The following is a 23,253-nucleotide window of genomic DNA, read 5'->3' as shown; positions in this document are numbered from 1 at the left end:
CTACGAGTTCCCCCGACCCAGTGCTATGAGACCGCTTCCTCCGGCTGCTCGCCGTATCTGCCCGACGCCTCCGGCGGGGGTTTGGGGGTGTCCCCCAATGAATGCAGCATCTTCGCGATCACCGTCTCGATGTCCGGCTCCCGCACGGACAGATCCACCAGCGGATACTCCGCCGCCACCCGCGCCACCAGCACCGCCGCCGACTCCGCCGCCGGAAACGCCAGCCACTGCCGCGGCCCCTCCACCCGCACCACCCGGGCCGGCGCCGCCTCGATCGGCGGCATCTCCCGCTCCAGGTCGACCACCAGGGTCCGCTCGCTCTCCCCCACCTCGTGCAGCCCGGCCAGCGCACCGTCGTACATGAGCCGCCCGTGGTCGATGACCATCACCCGGCGGCACAACTGCTCGATGTCCTGGAGGTCATGCGTGGTCAGCAGCACCGTCGTACCCTGCTCGGCGTTCAACTCCCGCAGGAAGTCCCGGACCTTGGCCTTGGAGATCACGTCGAGCCCGATCGTCGGCTCGTCGAGGTACAGCACCTCGGGGTCGTGCAGCAGCGCCGCCGCGATGTCACCCCGCATGCGCTGCCCGAGGGAGAGCTGGCGCACCGGGACGTCCAACAGCTCGCCCAGGTCGAGGAGTTCGGCCAGCCGGTCGAGGTTCTCGCGGTAACGGGCGTCCGGAATGCGGTACATGCGGTGCATCAGCTTGTACGAGTCGATCAGCGGCAGGTCCCACCACAGCGTCGTACGCTGCCCGCAGCAGTACCCCAAACGATGTGATCAATGTTACAATTAGTAACAGGAGATCACGCAGTGCAGTCACAACCGAATACACTAGAGCGCGTCCATCGTGGCGACCTCACCGGCCTCAACATCGCCGGATTGGTTCGACTGTCCTTCGAAACCCACCCCGACCGTGAAACGTCCGGTCTTCCGCTCACCGGTGGGGACATCAACAACCGCGACGAACAAGAGGCGTTCTGCCGCAAGTACGTCGAATCGCGCGGGGGTACGTACGTCGGCACCTACGACGAGCCTGACACCTCGGCGTGGAAGAAGAAGCGCATCAAGCAAGAGGACGGCAGTTACATCTATCGCGTCATCCGTCCCGTGTTTGAGGGGATGCTCGGCGACCTCCGCAAGAGCAAGACTGAATCGGCTCACTTCGTGCCAGCCGAGGGCTTCGACAAGCTGACCACGGTAGACGGCGCTGTCGTCTATGACATCGACCGTCTCACCCGCGACCACCGACACCTTGAAGACGCCATCGAGGTAGTGCAGTACTACCACCGACCGATCCTCGATATCCGTGGATCGCTCGACCTCCTGACAGACAACGGTCGTTCAGCGGCGCGCTACGTCCTCAACGCCCGCGCCAGCTCCTCCACCGACACGTCACGTCGACTGAGGGACAGTCATCTTGCGCGGGCCGCTCGTGGCATCCCCGTAGGTGGTAACCGCGCCTTCGGTTGGGCGGATGACAAGCGCGCCATCATCGACAAGGAAGCTTGGCAGATCAAGGCAGCGGCAAGAATGTTGCTCGCTGGCGTGAAAGCTTCAACCATCATCCGCAAGTGGAACGCGGCAGGAAGGCTCACCACTAAGGGCAACCCCTGGAGCCGTAGGACGTTCGTCCTCATGATGACGTCGCCGCGTATGGTCGGGTACCGCGTCTATGGCCCGATGGATCAGCCCCACCACACGCGCTACCTCACCGACGACCAAGGCAACCCGGTCAAGGGTCAGTACGACGCCATCTTGGATGAGCACACCTGGCATTCAGTCGTCGCACTCCTCGCAGGCCCCGACCGTCCGGAAGGACACGAGGACATCGGAAAGTTGAAGTACATGCTTTCCGGCATCCTGCGGTGTGCAAATTGCGGCGGAAAGCCCACTGGTGGTGCACAGCCGAACAACCGCTACACCTACCAGTGCAAGTACAACGATGGCGGTTGCGGAAACTGCGGGTCAGGAAACGCGATTGATGCGATCGTCACCAAGCTCATCCTTGCGCGCCTGAAAGAACAGCACATTGAGGTTGAAACGCAGCCATGGCCGAAGGCTGAAGAACTCGCAACCCTCAATGCGGGCAAGGCAAGCCTGTTGGCTCAGTTCAAAGAGAACTCCGACATGGGTCCGCACATCTGGCCCGAAGTACGAAAGAAAGAAGCGGCTATCGCGGCACTCGTCAAGGAGCGCACCGCCTACGCCAAGAAGCACGCCACGCCGAAGTCAACCAACATGGTCGAGACGTGGCCGAGCTTGGAAGTAGAACAGCGGCGAGCCATCGCGGCTGAGATGTTCGAGGCCATCATCTTGATGCCAGCCACCAAGGGCAGCAACCGCTTTAATCCCGAGCGTCTACAGGTGGTGTGGCGCCAAGGATAGCGGCGATACGCTTCAACTGATCTGGCGTAAGCTCTGGCGCATTCGCTAGTTGCGCATCAATCCAGTCCTGCACCGCTGTTGGTGTGGGGCTGGATTCTTTTGTGCCCGCTTCACCTTGAACCGGCTCGACCTTGATGGTCGGCTGCTGGATCAAAGGTGCTGATGGTTTTAGTTGCTGGGCTGGCATGGATAATTGTCTTGCATTTTATTATACAGCAAGATACGACAGTCGACGGAATGCTCTACCGCGACATTTGAGTATCGAAGAACTTGAGTACCGACGTCACCACCATGAGCCCGATGACGGCATTTATCCGGCTGTACTGCTTGCGGGACACGGCATGGACACTTGCATGCCTCGCAAATACGCGCGGGATAGTGTCCTTCTTATCCGCCTTGAACTTGACGTGCGCGCACCACACAGGGGCAAAAGTAAGCGCCGTCCTGAACTCGTGTTCGTCGAGGTCAAACTTCACTCCGCTCTGCTTGAAGTGGTTCGACCTGACCGACTTACGGATGTCGTCATTGAGATGAAGCAAAATAGTATCAAGCAGGTTAGCGGAGAGCGCCTGGGCAGGATTTACGTGCCCATCGCGAAGCGCATTGACACAGCCCAAAGCAAAATCACGATCACCCAACAGCTTCGGGTGGTCTATCCCATGAAGCACCGCCTCGCAGTCGGACACGATCCTCTTCCACCGAGAGCCGATGATGCGGCGACGCGCGGAAGCACTCTCAGCCGTAAGAAGTGACTCGACTACCTTGGGGCCGGGAACCCACATCAAGGGGATGCCCTCGTCGATCAGGATCGAACCCAGACCCTTGAACGACGGTGCATAAACACCGCCCCAGTTCTCTGGAAAGTTGCGCTTGGCAAAGTTGCCCAGCGCCTCAAAGACGTCCCGCAAATTCGACTGAAAATTCTGACTGACCGTCTCAGTGATGAACGTGGAGTATTCAGCAAGACGTTGTATTACGTCCTGCACGGCTACCCATGCCGGCGCCGGGAAGTCGGTCATGATAGACATCGCTTCAGCGACACGACTAATCACCGGGGCAAGGGCTTCAGCCACGAGCCGATTCTCTCGCTCAGTAAGCTGCATGGATGCGTCATCGAAGCGGGCGAGCCTACGCCACTCGTCCTCGCTCAAGCCTGCATCGTCGGGCTCGTCAATCTGGCCTGTCATGACCAGATGATCCCACGGCACACCGTAGTCGCCGAGAGATTTTTCCCACCGGTCGCCGTGCTGGTCGAAGGGCTCCTCAGCCTCGGAGCTGCCAGCTTGATCTAGCCATCCAACAGGCCCCGGCCGGCCGTCCTCCGCGGTGCGCGCTTGATCCCCTCGTTCTACTGGCTGCGATGTCCGGCCGCGCTGTCAGCTTCCGAATCGGCACGACATTTTCAGCTTTCTTGCACCAGCAACCTTCACCGACCAAACTCACCAAGTCCTCCAACAGAACATTTTTGTGTAATAGAAGTACGGCCGAGGAACAAGCCTCGACCGAGAACCGAAACAACCGAGTGGAGCAGAAAGATGGCAATCGTAAGCCAGAAGGTCTCAGACCTCAGCGGTAAGCAGGGCACCGACAAGCAGTTCGCCGGTGTCGTCGTCCGACAGCACCCGGACATTGACCAGCCGAAGGCACTGGACGTCCTCGTCACCGAGCTGGGCGCGTTCAAGGACATTTCTGAGGACCTCGTGATCCTCGAAATCACGACGCCCGACGGCAAGAAGCGCGACGCGTACGTGCCCCTGGAGGAGTTCAACAAGGCTGCCGACAACATGTCCCAGATTCTCAAGGACGCACGCGGCACCCGTGGCCGCGTTCCCGGAACCAAGGTCGGCAACGGCAGCTGACCCCAGTCTCCGTATCTGCCAACGCTCCCGGCAGTACGGAAATCCCCCGTCCTGGTGGCCCACATGGGTCATCGGGGCGGGGCTTCATCACTTTGGCCGTGAGGTTCAAATCTGAGGTGAAACGACCGTCACCTCAGACGCAGTCCCACGGTCGGAAAGTAAGTGGTTCCGTGATAACCGGCATCTTGTTTCCCTGCGACGAAGAGCAACCCATCAAGCGGGTTGAGTTCGACGCAGAGAACGTAGAAACCATCCAAGAGATGGTTGGCGGCCAGTTCGAGGCGTTCAACTTCGACCACCCGCCGGCCTCGATCCTTGCCAACGACGGCGCGATGCTTTGGTCGTTGCCATTCAACATGCGCACCACGGTCATGTTGTGGCAGCACGCCAAGGGGCTCCGCGGCCAGGCGTATATCAGTGGGGATGCAATCCTCACGGGTGCGCCTGGTAGGAATGGACGTACCAAGTCGGTGCCCCCGCAGCTGATTGAACTGCTGCTGGAAACCGAGATGTACGGCGTTGAGTTCCTGCATCACCCTGACGGCCCGTGGTCGCGTAAGGCGATTACGTTCACCGACTGGCTGGAGGCGTACAACTACGCGATCATCCACGAGGAGACGTACGCGACTGTCAGGAACGCGCGAGTCATCCGTGCCGAGTAGTGGCCGGTAGAACACCCCCGTCCTGGTGACCTGTATGGGTTATCGGGGCGGGTCTTCAATACGCGCGCGTTGTAAATTCCGCCCTCTGCAAGATGATCGGACTGTGTCATTAATAGACTACGTGACGGCGTGCGTGCCGCATCCATACCCCGCCTCCCGTTGCGCTTACTCCCGACGGTGACGGCGGACCCTCATCCCGGCAAAGCCATGTCGGGATGAGGGATTTTTCTTTTCTAAACAGTTAGAGCTTGTAATTATATTAGAAATGCCTCATAATCCACCATCGACGAGAGCGGATATATAAAAGCCATTTGTATTCCGTAATGCCACGCTACCTCGGTCAGGCACCGGGCGGCTTGTTGGCGTGAATCTCGCACATTCACAACCCCCACCCAGAGGAGTAAGCAATGGGTTTGACTCGTAAGGGTTTCGGCCCCCGAGTGAAGCAGGGGCTCGTTTCCCTGCTGCTGGTCACCACGATGTCGGTCGGTGTCAACCTCGCAACAGCCGCGCCCGCAGAGGCCGTGTCTGTCAATTGTGGTTGGCCCCGATGCACGATCTACCTGAACAAGGAGGAGACCCGTCGAGCCGCATACGACGCGTCCATCCCTCCGGCCATTTGGCCGACCGTCTGGGGTGGTCTGGCGTACGGACTCGTCATGGGTCACCGCTGGTACATGATCCAGTACGCCAACCGTGGCATGTGTACTCAGTTCAATCTGAGTGCGGCTCCTTGGGAGACCCAGGGGTTGAAGGCCTACTACTGCTAGAAGCGGAGTAGTCCGGCGGGCGGGGCGGAGTCGAAAGACCCGTCTCGCCCGTACAGCAACACTAAAATCTAGAGGATAGAATTTATGAAACAGCTGACACCCAATACCGAGTCAACGGTAGGCGAGCGCCTGCGCTTAGTTCTAGGAACTATTGCCGCCTTCGCCGGATTTATTACAGTGACTATTATCGGAGCCTTCAGCAGATACAGCGACATGACTGTATGGGTTGTAGGTATCGCGCTCATACTGGGCGGAATCCTTCTTGCTGGTAGCTACAAATTGATCGAATTCATTCTAGGCTTAACGCGAGGTTAGTCAGAGAGCCATATGACCGCCGATACTGTAATTGTAGTTATTTTTATCCTCAGCTTATTGACGGCGGTCATCGTTAAAGGCATCTCCAAAAAGACCGCCTATGCAGATCTCGCAATTGGAATAGGTGGCGTAATAATGGCGCTAGCCTTGTACCTATCGGACAGCAAACTTGCTCCGGCCTGGATAGTCGCACTCATGAGCTGGATCGTTATTGGCTATGCATGGCGCGATTTAAAGAAAAGCGATCAGGCAAGGAAGAAGCCCAGAAAGGGTGAACGGAAGTAGTCGTGGACCCCTGGATACTCCCGATAGGTGAAACTATCTTCGTCTTCTTCCTGCTCTTTACAGCACTCCTTTCCATCTTCCTTGGTCCGATCGTAAGTTGGTACGGCAGTAGACGCCCAAAGGAGAACAGCAAGAAGAAAGAGGGGCGCCAGTAGTTGTATGGACGATTTCATCAACGTAGTCATAATCTTGATCCCCTATGCAGTTGTCCTTTTCTGGGCTGCCGTTGCCTGGGCCCTCGTCCGGCACATAAGAAAGCATAAGTAGTCTCTGAAGATGTGGCGGGGGTGAGACTAACCAACCAAGAAATTATGAACACGACAGATCAAAAATGGAGCAAGGTATACGACGGAGGCAAAGACTTCCGTCCATTGTTCCCTGTCGATCTTGAGCGCATCTTTGCGCTATTGCCGCCCGATCAAAAGAAGCAGCACCTAGACATCGGCTGCGGCACGGGCGGATTGACGAGGGACCTTTTCCATCGTGGCCACACGTCGACAGGCATTGATCCGTCATCCTCCGCGATTGAGCGTGCCCAAGCTGCCACGGCCTACTTAGACCGCGGCATAAATTATATATGCGAAGATTTTGAGAGTGTCACCCTTTATGAGGGGCCATACTCCCTCATCACGTGCAAGCTAGTTTATGCGTTCTTGCAGGACAAGAAGAAGTGTGTGGAGAAAATGAGCAACCTCCTAAGCCCCGACGGAACCCTCATCCTTGTTACTAAAATTCATCATTCGGACGAGGACGCCACGCCCATCAGCGTTGACGGGCGAGAAGTCCGCAGTACCCTAGGCCAGTCGTTTAGCGAAGTCCGGGAACTCGACCTGGAATGGGCTACCTGCTTTATTTGTCGGAAGTGACCGTCAACGCCCGGAGGGTGGTTTAAACCTATCCTCAGTCACTTGCATAAGTATAGTAAATGGGCTCGCGTCCCATTGGCATCTCACCCCTGTTGAGTTCGTTCGCATCGGTGTTGTAGTCCACGCCAAAGTCATTGAATACCCCCGTCTACTTCCCCATAGTGGAACAGGAGCAGGCGACCACCCGAGGTCAGCAGCTCCCACAATCACCCGAAGCAGCATCGCTACAAGCAACCAACACTTCCGAGCGTTGGCCTTGTTTCGTATGCCCTCGGATTTTAGGAACGAGATAGGAGGACGAATGCCAAGACAGATTCACTAACACCCCGAGCAAAGCGACCAAGCCCACCGGATCACACCGGCCTCGCCTGGTTCGAGATTCACTTTCCCCACGACATGACCGCCCCAGATGTGGTCAGAGCACTTCAACCCCTGGCCTACCGGCCATTGGTTGGCTGGTTCAAGCGCACGCCGGCCGTCGCCCTTGAGATGCGTGGGCTATCCGGTGGTGACGTCCGCTGGTTGGTTGGCCTCGACCACCGCATCGCCCGTGAACTGCCCGGCCAGTTGCAAGCGCAGCTTCCCGGCCTGGTGCTGGTTCCGCTCGACCACCTCAAGCGACCCACGCCCCTGGTCGCGGCCAACGCGAAGTTGTCGAGCCTCGCCGACCCTGTACGCACCGACATGACGGCCAGCGTCACCGCTGGACTCCTCGAAATTATGAACACCCTCAAGCGAGGGCAATCCGTCGTCGTCCAGTGGGTCATCGGGGCGAAGCAGTCCAGGCGCACCAAGCCGGAAGCGTTCAGCATCGCTCGTGCCCTCGGCCTGGTCGCTGTCGTCAAGGAGACGACGGACGACCGCCGACTCTGGAAGCTCAAGACAGCCGAGCAGCTGTTCCTTGTCCGGGGCCGAATCGGGGCGCGAGCTCGCAGCCCTGAATCTGCCCGTCTCCTTGTGCGTCGTCTTGGCGAAGCACTCCAACTTGTCAGCAGCAGCCGGGCAGAACTGTGGATCACGCGGGCTATCGCTCGCAGCGTCCACCAGCTCGACCAGGCGGAGAGCGGCAACCGGTGGTCGGGCATCCTCAACGTGGCAGAGCTGGCGTCGGTCGTCGGCTGGCCGGTAGACGGTGCTGGTTCATCTGTCACCGGTCGCGGTCGTCAGTACCCGGCACCTTCCGCGCTGACGGTTCCGGTAGATGCTCGCGACCAACGGACGAGCCGTGTCCTCGGCGCCGGCCTGCATCCAAGTCAGCGCAACCAGCTGGTGACGCTGCCGGTCGAAAGTGCGCTACATCATCTGCACGTCGTCGGGCCAACAGGAAGCGGAAAATCGACACTCCTGAACCAACTGCTTCATGCCGACGTCGCGGCCGGGCGAAGTGTCTTTGTCCTGGAACCTCGGGGCGACCTCGTAGAAGCGATCCTGGCCGGCGTGCCCGCGGATCGTCGCAAGGACGTGGTGGTCATCGAGCCGGGTCAGGCTGAGATGGTCGTCGGCTTCAACCCACTGGCGGGATCAGCCGAGGACGCTGAGCAGCGCGCCGACCACCTCTTGCACTTGTTCCGTGAGCTCTACGGCACCAGCCTTGGCCCTCGAAGCGCCGATGTCCTCATGCACGCCCTGGTGGCTCTCTCCCGCAGCAACCAAAGCACGCTCGCCGACCTGCCGGTCATCCTGACCAATGCGGCGTTCCGTCGTCGAGTGCTCGCTGCGGTCAACGATCCGCTTGTCCTGGCTCCCTTCTTCTCTTGGTACGACGGTCTGTCAGAGGCCGAACGCCAACAAGTCATCAGCCCGGTTCTCAACAAGACGCGCGCCTTCCTCAGCCGCACGGCCATCCGAAGACTGCTCGGTCAAGCGTCACCGCGGTTCGCGCTAGACGAGCTGTTCCAGCGTCCGCGCATCGTGCTGGTGAACCTGAACACGGGGGTCATTGGGGAGGAGACGTCGCAGATGATCGGGGCACTGTTGGTGACGCAGCTCTGGCAAGCGATGCAGCGACGAGCGGTGACGCCCGCACATCAACGTCACGCCGTTATGGTCGTGATCGACGAGGTACAGCAGTACCTCCGGCTACCCGTCGACCTTGGCGACATGTTCGCCCAGGCGCGCGGCCTTGGTGTCGGGCTCACGGTGGCGCATCAGCACATGGGCCAGCTTCCGCCGAAGATGCGGGCGGGGATCATCGCCAACGCCCGTAGCCGTGTGGTGTTTCGCCCCAGTGCCGAGGACTCCTCGACGCTGGCAAGTGTCCTCGGTGGCGGCCTGGTGGCGAATGACGTGTCGCTCCTCGGGGCTCACGAGGCGTACGCCGAAGTCTTGGTGAACCACCGGCCAAGCGAACCGTTCCTTATCCGCACGCTTCAGCCGGACGGCCAGGCCCTCAGTGATCCGACCGACTTACGACGTGAAAGCTCGGCGCGGTACGGGGTCGACGGCCAGGCCCTCGATGAGGAACTACGGCAGCGCTGGAACGGCAACGACGCCCGGCCGGATGGACGGATCGGCCAACAGCCACGGAGGACGGCATGACGGTCTGGTGCTCATGTTCGTCCAGGCCTTCGCCTCGCGGTTCGCGTCACGCTTCGCTCCGTGTCGGTTGCCTGTGCCGCTGTCCCTCTGTTAGAGCCGAGCAAGCGCCAGCGAGATTTTCACCGATAGGAAGAGGAGCTTTCCTATGGTGAAACCCAGACTGCAAACCGCGCGGGTGGCCCGGTTGCGCTCTCGGCTCAGTCCGCGTGACCTTGCCGCGCTCACCGTCTTGCAGCGGGTTCGCCTGGCAAGCGGGCGGCAGTTACAACGGCTCCTCGTGACGGATGGATCGCCCCGTGCTCGTACCCGCCGGGCGCAGCTCATGATGACCCGACTTACCGAACTCGGGTTGGTGACAAGGTTCTCGCGGATCATCGGGGGCGTGCGGGCGGGATCGTCCGGCTACATCTACGGGTTGAGCGGGTTGGGTCAAGCCGTCCTCGACACTGACGGCCCGCTCGGCGGTCGCCGTCGTCGGGTCTGGGGGTCGAAACCGTACTTCCAAGACCACATGCTCGCCGTCGCTGAACTGTACGTCCAACTTGTCGAGCGGCACCGGGTTGGTCAGGGCGAACTACTGGCGTATGACGCCGAGCCGGCCGCCTGGCGTCACTTCACCGGGAAGCACAACGAACTCGTCATGGTCAGGCCGGACGCGTACGTCCGCGTAGGCCGGGCCGCTCTTGAACACAGCAGCTTCATCGAGGTCGATCTGTCCACCGAGACGCTGCCGACCATTCAGAAGAAGTGCCTGCGGTACGTCGACTACTGGCGGAGCGGCGTGGAACAGCAGTGGCGCGGCGTCTTCCCGAAAGTCGTCTGGCTGGTTGAAACGGCACGTCGTCGTGAACAGATCGCGGGCGTAGTGAAGAAGCTCGCAACCGACACCCAGGCTCTCTTTGACGTCGGTCTCCTCGGTGACGGCCCGCGACTGCTTGGAGGGGCGGAGCAAGGAGCTGCCGCATGATGTCAAAACCACATGCTAGAGCGCCGCCGGGAGGTTCACAGGCCCGACCGAAAAAGTTTAACTAGAGGGAGACACATTTATGAATGAGGTGATTTTAAACGCGACCCATGGTGCCGAAGATGGCACGCAACTTCTGACGACACTGGAAGCACGCACCCGACTGCGTATTAGTAAGTGGAAGCTGTACGACCTGTTCAGGACGAACCAATTGGGTTCGGTCCACATAGGGCGTCGCCGGTTTGTGCCGGTCGATGCCCTCCGGCAGTACGTCCAGCAGCTTTGGCGGGGGTCATTCGCCTAATGGCTCGTCGTAACGCAAACGGCGAGGGCACAATCTACCGGCGTAAGGATGGTCGGTATGAAGGTGCCGTTTACGTGCTCACGACGAGCGGCACAACGAAGCGGGTTCGCGTCTACGGCGCGACCCGCGCCGAGGTGCACATCAAGCTGACCGAGGCCAAGGCGAAGAGTCAGCAAGGAATCCCGACCGCAGACAAAAACTGGTTGCTCGGTGACTACCTCGACTACTGGTTGGCGGAGGTCGTCAAGCCGAATCGTCGGCCATCTACCTATGAGCTGTATGAAGTCAACGTACGCTTGCATCTCAAGCCTGGACTTGGCCATACGCCGCTGAAACGGCTGACCGTGTCCATGGTCCAGCGGTTCCTGAACAAGCATATTACCGAGGGCCATTCTGTCCGCAAGGTGCAGATACTTCGAGAGGTACTCAGTCCGGCATTGAGTCGGGCGATGCGAGAGGAGCTAATCACTCGCAACGTCGCGAGGCTAGTCGAACTTCCCCGCCATCAGGTGGATGACGTTAAGCCGTGGACGCCCAAGGAAGTCACCCGATTCTTGGAGGCAGCCAAGGAACACAAGTGGTACCCCGCGTTCTTGCTTGCCTCTATCTACGGGCTTCGTCGCGGCGAGGTAATCGGGCTGCGTTGGCAAGACGTTGACTTTGTGCATGGTGAGCTTCACGTCCGCCAGCAACTCCTACGAGCGAACGGCATCCTTCAATTTGGCCCACTCAAAACACAAGCTGGACGACGAGACTTGCCGCTCCTTGCGATGGTGGCTAATGAACTGTCAGAGCATCGAGAGCGGCGAGTCAAGACAGATGACAATGACCTGGTCTTCACTAGCTCATCGGGAGGACCGATCGAGCCGTACAACTTCACCAGGGCGTTTCAGACGATTTGTGCTCGTCACAAGCTTCGTAGGATCAAGCTTCATCACCTGCGACATGCTGCCGCCACCAACCTAAAAGACCTCGGCGTGCCTGCTCGCGATGCTCAACTGATCCTCGGACATAGCAACATCGCCATCACGCAGCAGATCTACCAGCACGACACAATGGACTCTCGCCGTGAGTCATTGCGGCTCATGGAGGGCGCGGTGCTGCCATTGGTACACGACAACACGTCGACGGAAGGGGTTGACGGCTACGGTAGCCGTCAACTTAGCCGTCAAACGCCAAAATCAACGCTGGCAACTTTACTCGGAACAAACGACCATGAAAAAACACCGAGGTTACTCGGTGCCTTTTCATGGCTGGGGTGGAGGGGATCGAACCCCCGAATGCATGGACCAAAACTAAGTACCAGCCGCCTTCCACGCACATGGACAAACCGAATAACAGAGGTTGACGCAGCCTTGCAAGACCTACGAAGAGTGTCATTGCTCGGCAGTCTTGCCGTCAGCGCTGCCGTCAAAGATTTGGACTAATGACCTCTTCCATGCCATGAACATTCACGACAGCATTACGGAGCGCGCAACAGAGGTGGATCAACGATGGAAAATGCGTCGAAGAGTGTGGCTTGTTGGCGCCGTTGCCGTTAAAATGGCCGTTTCTGACGACCAGGTGCCCGAGCAGTTGTCGTGGTTTAGTTGAGCTTCGCGTAAACCCGATGTACAACAGGTGCGTAAATTGGTAAAATGAGCCGATGAAACCCGACTTCCTCTTTGATCGCGCCAAACCATTCTACCCATTCATCATAGGCTACTTTGCTGCAACCCATGGATACAACGATCTCGTCGCTCGCAAGCTCGTTGACCGGGTAGCTGCGGCCGGAGGAGCCATTCCTAGTGATGTTTTCGAGGCGCGACAGCTCGATAGCTTCAAGGATGCGTCGAAAACTCCCTTGATTGTGCAGAAGTTTGAGCTTCAGTCGCAGACTGGAAAGCCCATCGACGTTGTCATTTCAGAGATCGAGGAGGAGATCTACGAGCATGGACACTATCTACATCTTTCCGCACTAACGACACCGCTCCGCATGCTGATTCTGTCCTGCTACGAGGTTGTCAAGGACGAGTACGACAGTAACGACACCGAGTGGCAATTCTTTCGTCATGTCCGTAACGCTGCTGCACACAACGGGAAGTTCGACATCCGATCAACGCCGCAACACCCCGTGAAGTGGTCGAGCAAAGAGATCACGGCGGTGATGCACGGCACACCCTTGTTTCATGACACCGACAGAACACAGTCCTTCCTCCTGCCCGGGGACATCCTGCGCCTTCTTCGGGATATCGAAGCCAGGGTGCAGCCTCTTCCCACCCAGGCGTGGAACTCGGTTGACGCTCGTGGCCTTGGAGCGGCCGGATCAACCCCACGCCGGCCAGGGCCTCTTGATCCGCCCAACCTAGCTGCGCCGGACGTGCGCGCCGTGCGGTAATGGCTGCTGTGGATCACAACTCGCTGCGGAAGCTCGTGGAGGGTCAGCTCCTCCGACTTGAGGGAAACACCTTCCAGGACTGCATGGATCGGCTCGGCTTGGAGCTGTACCCCGGCGACTATCAGCCGGTGCGGGCGGCTGGACCGAAGGGCGACACCAAGAACGACGGCTACTGTCCGAAGGCCCGGGTGTTCTTCGCGGCGCACGCGACGCGCGGCGAGCGGATCGACAAGACCAAGGCGAAGATCCGCGGTGACTTGGAGGGCTGTCTCCTGGAGCACCGCGACGTGAAGGTGTGGCGCTTCCTCACCAACGACACCTTGCCGGGCGAGGTCGACCAGTTCATCGACAACGAGCTTCGCCCGTTGTACCGGAGCATCACCATCGAGGTGTGGGGGATCAAGAGGCTTGCCGATGAGATCAGCAAGCTCAAGAGGGTGCAGGTCGACAGGATCATCGACGTCGTCACGATGGACGACGAGCCAGCGTTTGATGTCGTGGTGCTCGACCACATGAAGATAGGGCGTGACCTCTGGCCGATCCTCTCCGGCTGCCTTGGATGGTTGCCGCACGAGGAACCAGACGACTGCACCGACGAAGAGCAGGACCTCATAGACAGCGCCGTTCAAAGCTTCCGGGACTGGAGCGACATCTCAGGAGACATCGAGTTCTCTCGCTCCTCGGTACGGGACGCACAGCGAAGCATCACCGCCATCCTGGACGAGCTCGCAGAGAAGAAGCTCGCCCTCTACGCGGGAGCGAAGGACAACTATCCCCTTACCGGCGGCCCGTCGCCGTTCTTGGGGGCCGTGGCGATCTTCAGGGTGGTTCGAGAGACGAAGCGACCGGGCTGCGCATGAGTTCGATCCATCACCAGCAGTCGCAGTCTCGTCCTAGAACCGCCCGATCCAACCTCATGCCGGCACCGGCCTTTGATCCCGCCAACCAAAACACCCCGCAGCCGAGACTGGTTGCGGGGTGTTGATATGCGTCGGACGACGCGGAGGGTGTCGAGGATCGGCGGCCTGTGTCTACCGCGCGACTACACGCGCTCCATGTCGGTTCGGTTCTCAACGCCAGAGATCGACAGGAAGTATTGGCGGTCCTCGGTAAGACTTGCCTGCAAGAGCGTAAACCCAGCCTTGCCGAGTTCGGTAATGATTTCGGTTGTATCGAGGTGCCACGCGCGAAACAGGAGGATGCGCCCGTTCGTTTCTAGGGAAACCACACGCTTCTTGCCGCCTCCCAAGTCGAACTTAATCTGTACTGCTGCTTTGAGTTTGACACGAACGTAGCGCATCCTCTTGTCGCCATCGAAGCCGGGTTCAGCGTCATACAACGATTCATCAATGTTCAGCAAGTCGAGGATGTATTTAAAGTTCGGCGCAAGGCTGATAGAACCCGGCTTTGGGCCTAGGTCGAGATACCGCCTCGAAGCCTCGGTGTCCGGCTTGAGTGTGTGGATCAACAAGTCGTTGCGGTGCATGCTGTTGAAGATGGGTTTGAACGCATCGTTCGAGGAACGGAAATTAACTGACGTTCCGCCGAGCAGGAGGACGAGATTAAGGGTTTGGTCGGCATCCTCGTCGAGCATGTCACTAACTAACAGATCATCAAACTGCTCGGTGGTGATATCGCGCTCGTAGCCCTCGAAACGCACAGCGTCGCCGTACCACTCCTTGATATTTCGTTCGGCAATGCCGAGCATCGCGGGACTGATGTCAATGCCGATGTAGCGGTGTAGTACGCCATGTTTTAGCAGGTGACCCAGAAACTCCTTGACGGGTCGAGCATTACCCACCCCGAGATCAATGACGTTGACCTTCTTCTTGCTTTTGAGCAGGCGATCGATGGCGGCAAGGTTGTCCTGGAGTAGCTCGATGGTACCCGCCAGACTGTTCGTGACACTCTCGGATTCAAACCGCGTCATCCGGTCTTCCCAGTGCTTCGCTCCATCTTGCAGGTAGTTGTACTGAAGCGGAACCTCACCATGGACGCTCAGGTTCGTGATGATGTCGAGTATCTGGCGGTCGCTATAGATGTCGTAGAACTCTGGGCGAGGACTCACTTCTTTGAAGTACGCCGTGTTGCGGTACTTCTTGCCCTTCGCGGCGAGCAGTTTTAAAACCGCATCATTCTCTTGCGTGTCCGCTACGTAGGAGTATTTTCCTTTCTGGATGAGCATCAAGTCGACCTTGCCGCCTTTGGCTAAATCAATCCAATTAGATACGGTCTTTGGAGACACGTGGTATTTTTCGGCAAGTTCGCGATTCTTGAAATGTAACATATTGGCCGTGTATTCAGTTATTTAATATTGCATGCTTCACAGAAAGTCTGTAACATAAGAAGCAGCATAGCGCTTTTGCTACCCCACAGACAGCAGGGTGTTGCTGTTTGCACCACTAAGGCAATTATACGCCCTAAAACAGATAAAGTGGAGTATTCAAGCAAGCGCGCTATTTACCTACACATAATATACACCAATTGCGCCGCCTTTGAAACATTCCACCCTTAAAGTCAAAGAAAGATGGAAAATGATAGACGCTAAACCAGTTCCAATGCCTCGAAAAGAATCTGATACATCCGGGCTTCTCCTATCCGAAACCCCGGATGACGCGTGTCCCGTTGGGGAACTTGAGGTGAGGCCAAGAAAGCAAGAACGCGTCTCGCTCGGCAATTTCACATTAGACAACCCACCCAAAGGCTTCTCGCTTCAGGTAACCCCTAAGCGCGACTCTGATGCGGTTGTCCCACAGCTAACCCGTCTCGGCGCGACGTACGACAAGTACGAGCTGGTGCTTCACGTCGCCAACTACGGGGACAGGACGGTGAGCGTGGAGGTCTTCGCGGCGTGAAGCCGTCGCGCCCGCGGGGCGGCTGGATCGTCTCAACCAACCGCGCGCCGGCCTCGACCCCCTGATGCCCTCAATCAACCAGGACGCCCGCGCTTGCAGCAGCGCGGGCGTAAGTGTGTCGGCGTCTACCGTCACGACATGACGACGAGCGGCAACAACACCCCGAGGACGAGCCCGGCCGCCAAGACGAAGTCTTGTGTCGTCTGGGCTTGTGTCTGCATCACTTGGGTGCGTACTTGCTTGCTCTCGTGTCGTCGTGACCGCGTAGCCTTCGTCGCCCACCCTCGACCGAGCTCCTGGACGACTTCACCGGTCGCCGTGTCGACCAGGTGGAACGCGGCCTTCACTCCAGCTCCTTGAGCGGCGTTGGCTCGAAGTACAAGTCTCGCTCGATCCGTAGCCCATGCGGCCCGCGTACCTGCTCCAGCTCGTCCAGGCTGAAACAGCCATACTCCTTGCCGAAGCCGTCCACCAGCCCCCAGAACGTACGGGTGGCCGGGTCGTACTCGGCGGCGTACCAGGTCCAGTTACTCCACGGCGTAAAGAATTTTGCTACCGCCACCGCTTCGTGTCTCGCGATATTGAAACCTGGCAGCTTCCGTTTCAGCTCTTTGGTCAGGAGTTTCACATCACCCCCTCTTTCGCCCGCTTTGGCGCAAGCATCCCAAGCGACCCAATCGTACGGAGAAACATCCACGCGGAATAGTCCGTCATAGGGTCTGACTCGTCATGCTGATGTTTGAACGCGATTGCTGACACGTCCGCGTCCGTAGACAGCGGCGACGGTGCACCGTAGTCAATGGCTTCAATGTCGTAGCGGCCGAGCTTACCTGTCAGCCTCACAATGTGGCGGTTGTCGTCTCGTGGATGGGCGTCTATCTGGCAGGTGCCGCCTAACGCTTCAATCTTGTTCGCTATGTTCTGTATTCTCATTCCTTTTTCTCCTGCGCCATAGGAAACCGACCCAAGAAGTGGTCGAACTTCCGGCGCTGCTTACATTTAATTGATTCTAGGTTGGTTATGTCGTTTCTGGTATCTGGTAAAAAATAACCTCCTTGCCCAAAGCGGCAGGAGGTGATATAAATAACATCAGGTTTTGGCTACTAATTCTAGCCGAAACCGTAGAGGTCCTGTCGCAAGCGGGGCCTTTACTTTTACTCTTTAATTATAGACCATTCACCCCTGTTATTCAATACTTTTCGCCTCATTTTGATTGCCTCAATGTGATGCGAATGTTAGAATGAGCTGAAATGAGCGAAAGTGAAATAAATAAAGAGTTGAATGCTATATCTACCCTTAACGGGTGGGGTGCGCTTGGACTCTTAATGCCTCTAGTGGGCATTATATTGTACGGAATTTCTCATAGTCGCTCTAACAAGCTCTTGCAACTCATAGATGACAAGCAGCGGGAGAAATACAGGTCGCTAATCCACGGCCGCAAAGTGGTCTCGACGGTTATGACACTCATATGTGCGACATCTATAGTAGTACTGCTTCTCGTTGCTTTTTTTGCAAACCAACGGGATACAAGTTACAGCACAACCACCACCACTACGCCTATACCTTCCGAAATTACCCCACCTGTTGACAGTCGGCAAGAATTGAATCAATGCATTGATGACGTCAACAGCTCAATAGCGGAAATGAAGCCGCAGACATACGAGGAAATGACCGTCATCCTGGAACTGCGCCAACAGCGCGTGAACGAATGTCAGATTCGCTACCAGTAGCCATGCAGGTCGTTAGAGGTGCATAAGCTGGGGAATAAGCTCGCCAAAAACATACACCCGCACCATCTCCTGACGCTCCTCGGGAAGCCTGCGGATAGTCCGCTCGATCTCGGCCTTACGCGCCTGCTGCCGCACGACGAACACTACGTAAGGAAACCAGTCGTCGGCACTAGCTTCGACCGCCCGCCAATACCCTGCGAGCTTTTCCGTGATTCGTGCCGGTCGTTCCGTCCCCAGGTCGATTTCTAGAAAGTAGCGGCTCTGTCGCGACTGCTGCGGAAAGTCCACAGATACCGCCAAGTCTGCCCGCACGGTTGGGGGGACGGCTATTTCAACCGACCAATCGGTTAGCCGTAGGACGCCGAGCTTTTCCGCCCGGCGAAGCTCAAGGTAAACGTCGGCGACCATCAGGGCGTGGTTATTCACGGTCGGCGACTGCCGACCATCTACCCCGAGCAGTGCCCGCCCGTATCTGCCGAGCTGGTAGGCGTATGCACCCGCCCCGCCCTTATCCCCGCTGGTTCGCCTGCCGACGCGCGAAAGATAGCCGAGCCGCACCATGCGCCCGAGAACCTTGTCAGGCACGCTATGCGAGCGATCGGCGAAAAGAAGTTCTGTAACGTGCGTCGAGGCCAGCTGCGTAAAGGTGTTCACCAACTTCAACACCTCATAGTCACGCACAGATAGCTCCACTGGTTCCAACCTTGGGGGTAGTCACGCCGTGGTGGTGGCGTTCTCGCTGCTCAGGTCGTGTATGGGTGGAGGGGTAGACCTACGGTCGGCCTACCCCTGACCTACGGCTTCGCCTACGCCCGAAACTATGCGGGGTACTTCACCATGAAGTCCCGAACGCCGTCGATGAACAGGCGCACTTGGGCCTTGTCGTACTCGGCATAGTCACCGTGCGCCGCCTTGTTCCTGAGATCCATCCAGGCCGTGATCTGCTTCTGCCGCAAGCCGTCGTAGACACCGGCCTTCTTGAGGTCGGCGTTCATGGTGTCGGCCTTCTTCGGTGAGCCGTTCGGCAGTGCGATGTCTACGCTGTGCTTGACGCATAGCGCCCGTACGTGGACTTCAAGGGTTGTCCCAGTGATGACGGCCGCCGGGTCCTTATACCCAGAATCAAGCAGGGTCTCGGCCATCTCCAGGTAGTCACTGTGCATGTCGGCGTGAACCAGCTCGACTACCGACTTAACCCACCCGTCCCGAATGTCGTCACGGAGTCCGATGGCGATAGCGTTGATAGCTTCCAGCCTCCACCCGTCGGATGCTGCTCGTTCCCGAATGCCCGCCAGTTGCGTACGGTACGTGCTGCCGGGCAGTGAAGCGCGTTCGATAGCAGCTTCGAGACGGCTCTTGTGAATCTGTGTTCTCTCGTTCGACAGCGGCCTACTTGTCTTGGCGTACTCCTCGATGAGCTTGTCCAGCTGCTCGGCCATCTTCTCGATGTCTGTCAACTTCTTACCTCCGTGGGTGAGTTCGAAAGAGCCGAACGGATCAGCATACAACCCAGCCATCGCTACCCGCCAGTTGTATTCCTCGGTCCACCGAACTGCCGACGCCGGTGAGGAGCTGTCGGGGCCGGCTGACCGCCTCGCCGCTGTTTAATCTCAGCTTCCACATCCGCCCGCGGCCGTCCGTAGGTCTGGCGGGAATGTCGCCGCACCTCGTCAGCAAATCCGGTCGGTTCCACTGGTGGCAGCGTCACGCCAGTAACCGGCGAACTGACGCCGTCGCGTGTGGCGAGCCGCATAAGCACCTCGAACCGCGCTAGGTTCATGAAATCCTCGTCGGTGACGCTGCGGCCAAACTGCCGGGCAAAATCTCGGGCTTCGTCCGCACTGGTTTGAAAAACCACGGTAGACCTCGCGTTGTTCTTGGTCGCGTCCTGGAGTTCCCTAGTGAGCTGTCCCAAGAACTGATGTGCCACCGTCACAGCCAAACCGAAGCTACGAGCCTGGGCGAACCAGTCGGCAGCTAGAGTCGGTAGCCCGGCGAAATCCTGGTATTCGTCCAGCACGAGCATGGTTGGTCGGGCCGGATTCGCCGCCCCGGCCTGTACCGCAGACCAGACCGAATTCAGCAGCAGCGACCCCAGCAATCCGGCTGTGTCTCTGCCTTCGGTTGAGCGACCAAGGTTTACCAACAACACCTTGTTGCCCCGGATGATCTCGCCCATGTCCACGGTGCTGTGGCTCTGCCCGATGATGTTCCGAATCGACGGCCGGTTGTTGAGCTGCCAGATACGGTCAAGGATCGGTTGGAAGTGCGTCGCCCTCGTCCGGGCGTCGCTGAACCCTTGCCACCACGAGGCCAGTTCCTCGACATGTGAAACGCCCCGGATCAGGCGGGCGGCGAACTCCTCCTGATCCGGCCTCGGGACAGCCAGCGCGCCAATGTCAGCAAACGTCAAGGGTGCGATTGAACCGGTGCTCAACATGGCGGTGAGGATCAGGTGGTAGAACCCTTGTCGTACGCGAACGCCTCTTGAATCCTGTGGGTACAAATGATCGAAAAGGCGCTGGATGTCGGCAGCGACCACGTACGGTGAGCCCGCCAGGATATTCCAGCCGACAGGATGGGCGGTGTCGCCTACGTCGATCAGGACGACATCTTGCAGCCTGCGTTCAGGCACCCGGTCGAGGACGGCGTTAAAGAGGTCGCCCTTGCTTTCGATCAGGATCACGCCCCTACCGGCGTCCATGTCCTGTTTGATCAAATTCGTCAGCAGCGCCGTTTTCCCTGAACCTGTCGGTCCCACAACTTGCATGTGCCAGGTGGATTCCAGCGGCGACAGGGCCAGCAACCGTTCGTTGCCCGGGAAGTTGCTCCGCCCGACCACCCGCCCCGTCCGTGGAATCGCCCCCGTAGCAGCAAGCTGCCGTGTCCGGGAACGAGGAAGCCCGGCAACATGCGGTTGCCCGATCGGCCAGCAGATCAGGGCGACCAGCTCGACGCCGGCCAGTTGCATTGGAAACAGGGTCGGCACCGTCCGCTGCTGAACCCTTGAAACGACGCGACCACTCGTCACGAGCCGCTGCTTGAGTCGGTTGCTGTGACTGCCGACCGCGCGGAGGCTGGCGCGGACACGGGCCAGGAGGTGTTCGCAGCGTTCTTTGGTCGGAGCCTTCACGGCCACGCGGAGCACCGCGAGGAAGTTGGGTTCCGACAGCTTCGCCCGCACGTCGTTGATCTGGTCGCGGTCGGGCTTCGACGCGTACCGTCGTCCGGGAAGAACCAACTCGCCCGTTGCCTGTGGTGGTCGCTGACGAAGTGCCGGTGACACGACCCACTGAAGCAGCAGCGCTTCACCCCGGCCGAGGCCCTGCATCCCAGCGAGCAGGCTTGCCGAGAGAGCCTCGGGGTTCACGGTGCCGAGGCTCCGTCGTGGGTTCGTCTGTCCCAGCTCGACCGCAGCTGTCCATTGGTGGGTCGGATCATCCGTGCCCGCCGGCGTTGCCGTTGAGCCTGGGACCAAGGCTCGCAGCTGGCCGGTCAGGAAGTCGGCCGTTTCCTCCGGTACGACGAGGCGGTACTGGATGCCTGCTTCTGTCGCCTCGACCTCGAACACCATGGACGACACGTTCAGGAGTCGCCGCGGGCCAGTGGTGAGTGTGCCGGAGCAAGCACGTAGCCACGTCGCTACTTGGTCGGCGTCGAGATCGGTCGGGAAGTTGAGGCGGTAGGTTTGTGTCATTTTGTCACCACCTGGTCATGCGGTAGTACACGAAGCCCATGACGAGCACGATCGCCAGGCCGCTGACGACGTACGGAAGCAGCGGTTCAACGGCCAGCCAAGCCACGCGAATCGTGAGCGCGGCCAGTAGGAGCAGGAGTAGGAAGTTCCGGGCCTTTCCCACGGGATGCCCTCTCGGGTAGGTGCCGCCGACCTACGAGCTGTGGCCGGCGGGGATTTGATGGGGTGGATCAACGAGGCGGCCCCCTCGCCGAAGGTCGCCCGGTAGCAGGGGTGGCACTGGCCGAGAGGTGTTCTCGGCTGCCTTCCTCTGCGGGGGGTGAAGGTGACGGACCTTCGGGAGGGGGCCGGTGATGACTAGATGTGGCGTTCATCCCTGATCTGCTGGGCGATGCGCTCGTACGCCTCGGCGTCACGGAGACCGAGGCGCATGGACGTTTCGATCTGACGGTCACGCTTGCGAGCGGCCATCCTGGGACCAAACCTGTGACAGGCCCAAAGGAACAGGGCGATCGGTACTCCGAAGAAGATCAGGAGGTACAGCCCGCCCAGGGCGACGCTCTGGTCTTCGGTCATGGCCTGGAACATGTAGATCAGCTCCTTCTTGTGATGCGCTCGTGGATGATCTGCTCTTCGACCACGGACACGCGGCCCTGGTCGTCGTAGTGCGTCCGCCTCAGAGCGGTCTGCCGCTCGACTTGTTCTGTCGGCTGCGTGATCTGGGCGAGCCACCGAGCCAGCGCTGTACCTGTTTGGTAGGCGTCGCGTCTTGGGTCGTACGGATCAACTCGCTGCACGTCAGCAGGCATAGGGGTGCCCTTCAACCTGGAGCCGGCCGGTGTGGCTGGCTCGACGGCTTTAAGTTAGGTCAGAACCTGACTTAGGTCAAACTCTGAAACAGGCTTGACACTGACTCGGCTAGGATGGCTTCATGAGCGACGAAGGATTGAGCCCCCAGCAACGGGCAGCCGAGACCAAGCGCAAACGCACAAGGGAGTTGATCGTGAGCGGCACGCTTGACCTGTATGACAAGCAAACCCAGGGCGAGTACACGCTTGATCAGATCGCCGAAGCCTCGGGGGTGGGGACGGCGACGATCCCGTACCACTTCCCGACCAAGTACGACGTCCTGAAGGCCGCCTACGACCGTCTACTGTCACCGCTGGTTGACACGATCATTGAGGCGAACAACGCTCACATCTACCAGCCGAGGGATGGCGTCGATGAATTGATCCGCTATGTCTACACGGCAGCAAAGCTGAGCCATGAAAATCGAGCGCTCACCGTCGGAATGCTTAAGGCATACTTCGAGACGCCGCCAGGAGAGAGTCATTCGTTCGGATGGCCTCTGGATCATGGCTTGGTAATCATTCTCACGCAACAGCCGTTTCCCAATGGATTCTTTAGTCCGCAAGGTTGGCGGGCCAGTCGCGAGATGCTGACCAAGATCTCGGAATCCATCCTCACGACTATCTACCAGAAAACCGGAGATGGAGTACCGGAAGACATCACTTACGAGGTATGCCGGATGCTTATTGGCGTGACACTCCACGAGGATCGAGGCCAGGAGCTAAGAGAGCAGATTGAACGCATTAAGAAGCGCGTATAGATTTTTTTAGTCCAGCATCTCTAGTGCAGCTA

24 protein-coding genes and 1 pseudogene are annotated in these 23,253 nt (G+C 58.8%); 14 read left to right on the top strand and 11 right to left on the bottom strand.

Translation table 11 applies throughout. The features are described from left to right. Window positions 1–23 precede the first annotated feature (23 nt). Window positions 24–782 (bottom strand): annotated as a pseudogene (locus AQJ91_RS25690) (ATP-binding cassette domain-containing protein); the annotation flags it as partial. A 33-nt stretch (window positions 783–815) separates the two neighbouring features. Between AQJ91_RS25690 and AQJ91_RS25685 the strand changes: the two are divergent. Then, a complete protein-coding gene (locus AQJ91_RS25685) occupies window positions 816–2,390 on the top strand; it encodes a recombinase family protein (RefSeq protein ID WP_159054662.1) in 1,575 nt (524 codons plus the stop codon). A gap of 242 nt (window positions 2,391–2,632) precedes the next feature. Here AQJ91_RS25685 and AQJ91_RS25680 read toward each other — a convergent pair whose 3' ends face one another. Then, a complete protein-coding gene (locus tag AQJ91_RS25680; RefSeq protein ID WP_067026147.1) occupies window positions 2,633–3,577 on the bottom strand; it encodes a hypothetical protein in 945 nt (314 codons plus the stop codon). Window positions 3,578–3,925: 348 nt separating this feature from the next. Here AQJ91_RS25680 and AQJ91_RS25675 point away from each other — a divergent pair, with 348 nt between their 5' ends. The 11 genes from AQJ91_RS25675 (at window position 3,926) to AQJ91_RS25645 (ending at window position 14,190) form a co-directional block, all read left to right on the top strand. Beyond that, window positions 3,926–4,249, top strand: coding sequence for a hypothetical protein (locus tag AQJ91_RS25675; protein ID WP_067026145.1), 324 nt, complete (start codon window positions 3,926–3,928; stop codon window positions 4,247–4,249). A 170-nt stretch (window positions 4,250–4,419) separates the two neighbouring features. Beyond that, window positions 4,420–4,911 carry a DUF3846 domain-containing protein gene (locus AQJ91_RS25670; RefSeq protein ID WP_067026142.1) on the top strand — a complete coding sequence of 164 codons (492 nt, stop codon included), beginning with the start codon at window positions 4,420–4,422 and terminating at the stop codon, window positions 4,909–4,911. 854 nt (window positions 4,912–5,765) lie between these two features. Then, window positions 5,766–5,996: a hypothetical protein gene (locus AQJ91_RS53800; RefSeq protein WP_159054661.1), complete on the top strand. Its 231-nt coding sequence runs from the start codon at window positions 5,766–5,768 to the stop codon at window positions 5,994–5,996. Between the two features lie 12 nt (window positions 5,997–6,008). Next, window positions 6,009–6,281, top strand: a complete 273-nt coding sequence (locus AQJ91_RS53795) for a hypothetical protein (protein ID WP_159054660.1) — start codon at window positions 6,009–6,011, stop codon at window positions 6,279–6,281. Window positions 6,282–6,568: 287 nt separating this feature from the next. Next, a complete protein-coding gene (locus AQJ91_RS49985) occupies window positions 6,569–7,147 on the top strand; it encodes a class I SAM-dependent methyltransferase (RefSeq protein ID WP_159054659.1) in 579 nt (192 codons plus the stop codon). A 396-nt stretch (window positions 7,148–7,543) separates the two neighbouring features. Beyond that, complete coding sequence (locus AQJ91_RS25660) at window positions 7,544–9,685, top strand: type IV secretory system conjugative DNA transfer family protein (RefSeq protein WP_067026138.1); 2,142 nt, start codon at window positions 7,544–7,546, stop codon at window positions 9,683–9,685. A gap of 145 nt (window positions 9,686–9,830) precedes the next feature. Further along, window positions 9,831–10,652, top strand: a complete 822-nt coding sequence (locus tag AQJ91_RS25655; RefSeq protein WP_067026136.1) for a replication-relaxation family protein — start codon at window positions 9,831–9,833, stop codon at window positions 10,650–10,652. Window positions 10,653–10,731: 79 nt separating this feature from the next. Beyond that, complete coding sequence (locus AQJ91_RS57845; protein ID WP_079085180.1) at window positions 10,732–10,953, top strand: helix-turn-helix domain-containing protein; 222 nt, start codon at window positions 10,732–10,734, stop codon at window positions 10,951–10,953. A gap of 74 nt (window positions 10,954–11,027) precedes the next feature. Then, complete coding sequence (locus tag AQJ91_RS49975; RefSeq protein WP_159054658.1) at window positions 11,028–12,380, top strand: tyrosine-type recombinase/integrase; 1,353 nt, start codon at window positions 11,028–11,030, stop codon at window positions 12,378–12,380. Window positions 12,381–12,598: 218 nt separating this feature from the next. Beyond that, on the top strand, window positions 12,599–13,330 hold the full coding sequence (locus AQJ91_RS25650) for a hypothetical protein (RefSeq protein ID WP_159054657.1): 732 nt from the start codon (window positions 12,599–12,601) through the stop codon (window positions 13,328–13,330). Beyond that, window positions 13,330–14,190 carry a hypothetical protein gene (locus tag AQJ91_RS25645; RefSeq protein WP_234382916.1) on the top strand — a complete coding sequence of 287 codons (861 nt, stop codon included), beginning with the start codon at window positions 13,330–13,332 and terminating at the stop codon, window positions 14,188–14,190. The genes AQJ91_RS25650 and AQJ91_RS25645 overlap by 1 nt, the downstream gene beginning before the upstream one ends. 182 nt (window positions 14,191–14,372) lie before the next feature. Here the strand turns inward: AQJ91_RS25645 and AQJ91_RS25640 are convergent, their stop codons facing one another. The 4 genes from AQJ91_RS25640 to AQJ91_RS25625 form a co-directional block, all read right to left on the bottom strand. Then, window positions 14,373–15,617 carry an L-histidine N(alpha)-methyltransferase gene (locus tag AQJ91_RS25640; RefSeq protein WP_159054656.1) on the bottom strand — a complete coding sequence of 415 codons (1,245 nt, stop codon included), beginning with the start codon at window positions 15,615–15,617 and terminating at the stop codon, window positions 14,373–14,375. Between the two features lie 699 nt (window positions 15,618–16,316). Beyond that, complete coding sequence (locus AQJ91_RS25635) at window positions 16,317–16,532, bottom strand: hypothetical protein (RefSeq protein ID WP_067026130.1); 216 nt, start codon at window positions 16,530–16,532, stop codon at window positions 16,317–16,319. After that, the gene (locus tag AQJ91_RS25630) at window positions 16,529–16,813 is read right to left on the bottom strand and encodes a DUF2958 domain-containing protein (RefSeq protein WP_067026128.1); all 285 of its coding nucleotides are present in this window, start codon (window positions 16,811–16,813) and stop codon (window positions 16,529–16,531) included. The genes AQJ91_RS25635 and AQJ91_RS25630 overlap by 4 nt, the downstream gene beginning before the upstream one ends. Next, window positions 16,810–17,118 (bottom strand): hypothetical protein, encoded by a 309-nt coding sequence (locus AQJ91_RS25625; protein WP_067026126.1) that lies wholly within the window; start codon window positions 17,116–17,118, stop codon window positions 16,810–16,812. Before AQJ91_RS25625 ends, AQJ91_RS25630 begins: the two co-directional genes overlap by 4 nt. Window positions 17,119–17,435: 317 nt before the next feature. Here AQJ91_RS25625 and AQJ91_RS53790 point away from each other — a divergent pair, with 317 nt between their 5' ends. Beyond that, window positions 17,436–17,915 (top strand): hypothetical protein, encoded by a 480-nt coding sequence (locus tag AQJ91_RS53790; protein WP_159054655.1) that lies wholly within the window; start codon window positions 17,436–17,438, stop codon window positions 17,913–17,915. A gap of 12 nt (window positions 17,916–17,927) precedes the next feature. Here the strand turns inward: AQJ91_RS53790 and AQJ91_RS25620 are convergent, their stop codons facing one another. From AQJ91_RS25620 to AQJ91_RS25605, 5 genes are all read right to left on the bottom strand, one after another. After that, complete coding sequence (locus AQJ91_RS25620) at window positions 17,928–18,596, bottom strand: replication-relaxation family protein (RefSeq protein ID WP_067026124.1); 669 nt, start codon at window positions 18,594–18,596, stop codon at window positions 17,928–17,930. Between the two features lie 137 nt (window positions 18,597–18,733). Continuing rightward, complete coding sequence (locus AQJ91_RS54560; RefSeq protein WP_199848025.1) at window positions 18,734–19,372, bottom strand: hypothetical protein; 639 nt, start codon at window positions 19,370–19,372, stop codon at window positions 18,734–18,736. A 62-nt stretch (window positions 19,373–19,434) separates the two neighbouring features. Further along, window positions 19,435–21,612 (bottom strand): type IV secretory system conjugative DNA transfer family protein, encoded by a 2,178-nt coding sequence (locus tag AQJ91_RS25610; RefSeq protein WP_159054654.1) that lies wholly within the window; start codon window positions 21,610–21,612, stop codon window positions 19,435–19,437. Between the two features lie 4 nt (window positions 21,613–21,616). Continuing rightward, window positions 21,617–21,775 carry a hypothetical protein gene (locus AQJ91_RS53785; RefSeq protein WP_159054653.1) on the bottom strand — a complete coding sequence of 53 codons (159 nt, stop codon included), beginning with the start codon at window positions 21,773–21,775 and terminating at the stop codon, window positions 21,617–21,619. A gap of 194 nt (window positions 21,776–21,969) precedes the next feature. Continuing rightward, on the bottom strand, window positions 21,970–22,188 hold the full coding sequence (locus AQJ91_RS25605) for a hypothetical protein (protein ID WP_159054652.1): 219 nt from the start codon (window positions 22,186–22,188) through the stop codon (window positions 21,970–21,972). Between the two features lie 355 nt (window positions 22,189–22,543). On the opposite strand from AQJ91_RS25605, the gene AQJ91_RS25595 reads away from it, so the two are divergent. After that, window positions 22,544–23,221, top strand: a complete 678-nt coding sequence (locus AQJ91_RS25595; protein WP_067026117.1) for a TetR/AcrR family transcriptional regulator — start codon at window positions 22,544–22,546, stop codon at window positions 23,219–23,221. Window positions 23,222–23,253 lie beyond the last annotated feature (32 nt).

Source organism: Streptomyces dysideae (genome assembly GCF_001514305.1).
Classification (GTDB): domain Bacteria; phylum Actinomycetota; class Actinomycetes; order Streptomycetales; family Streptomycetaceae; genus Streptomyces; species Streptomyces dysideae.
This window is presented reverse-complemented; position numbering and strand designations above follow the sequence as displayed.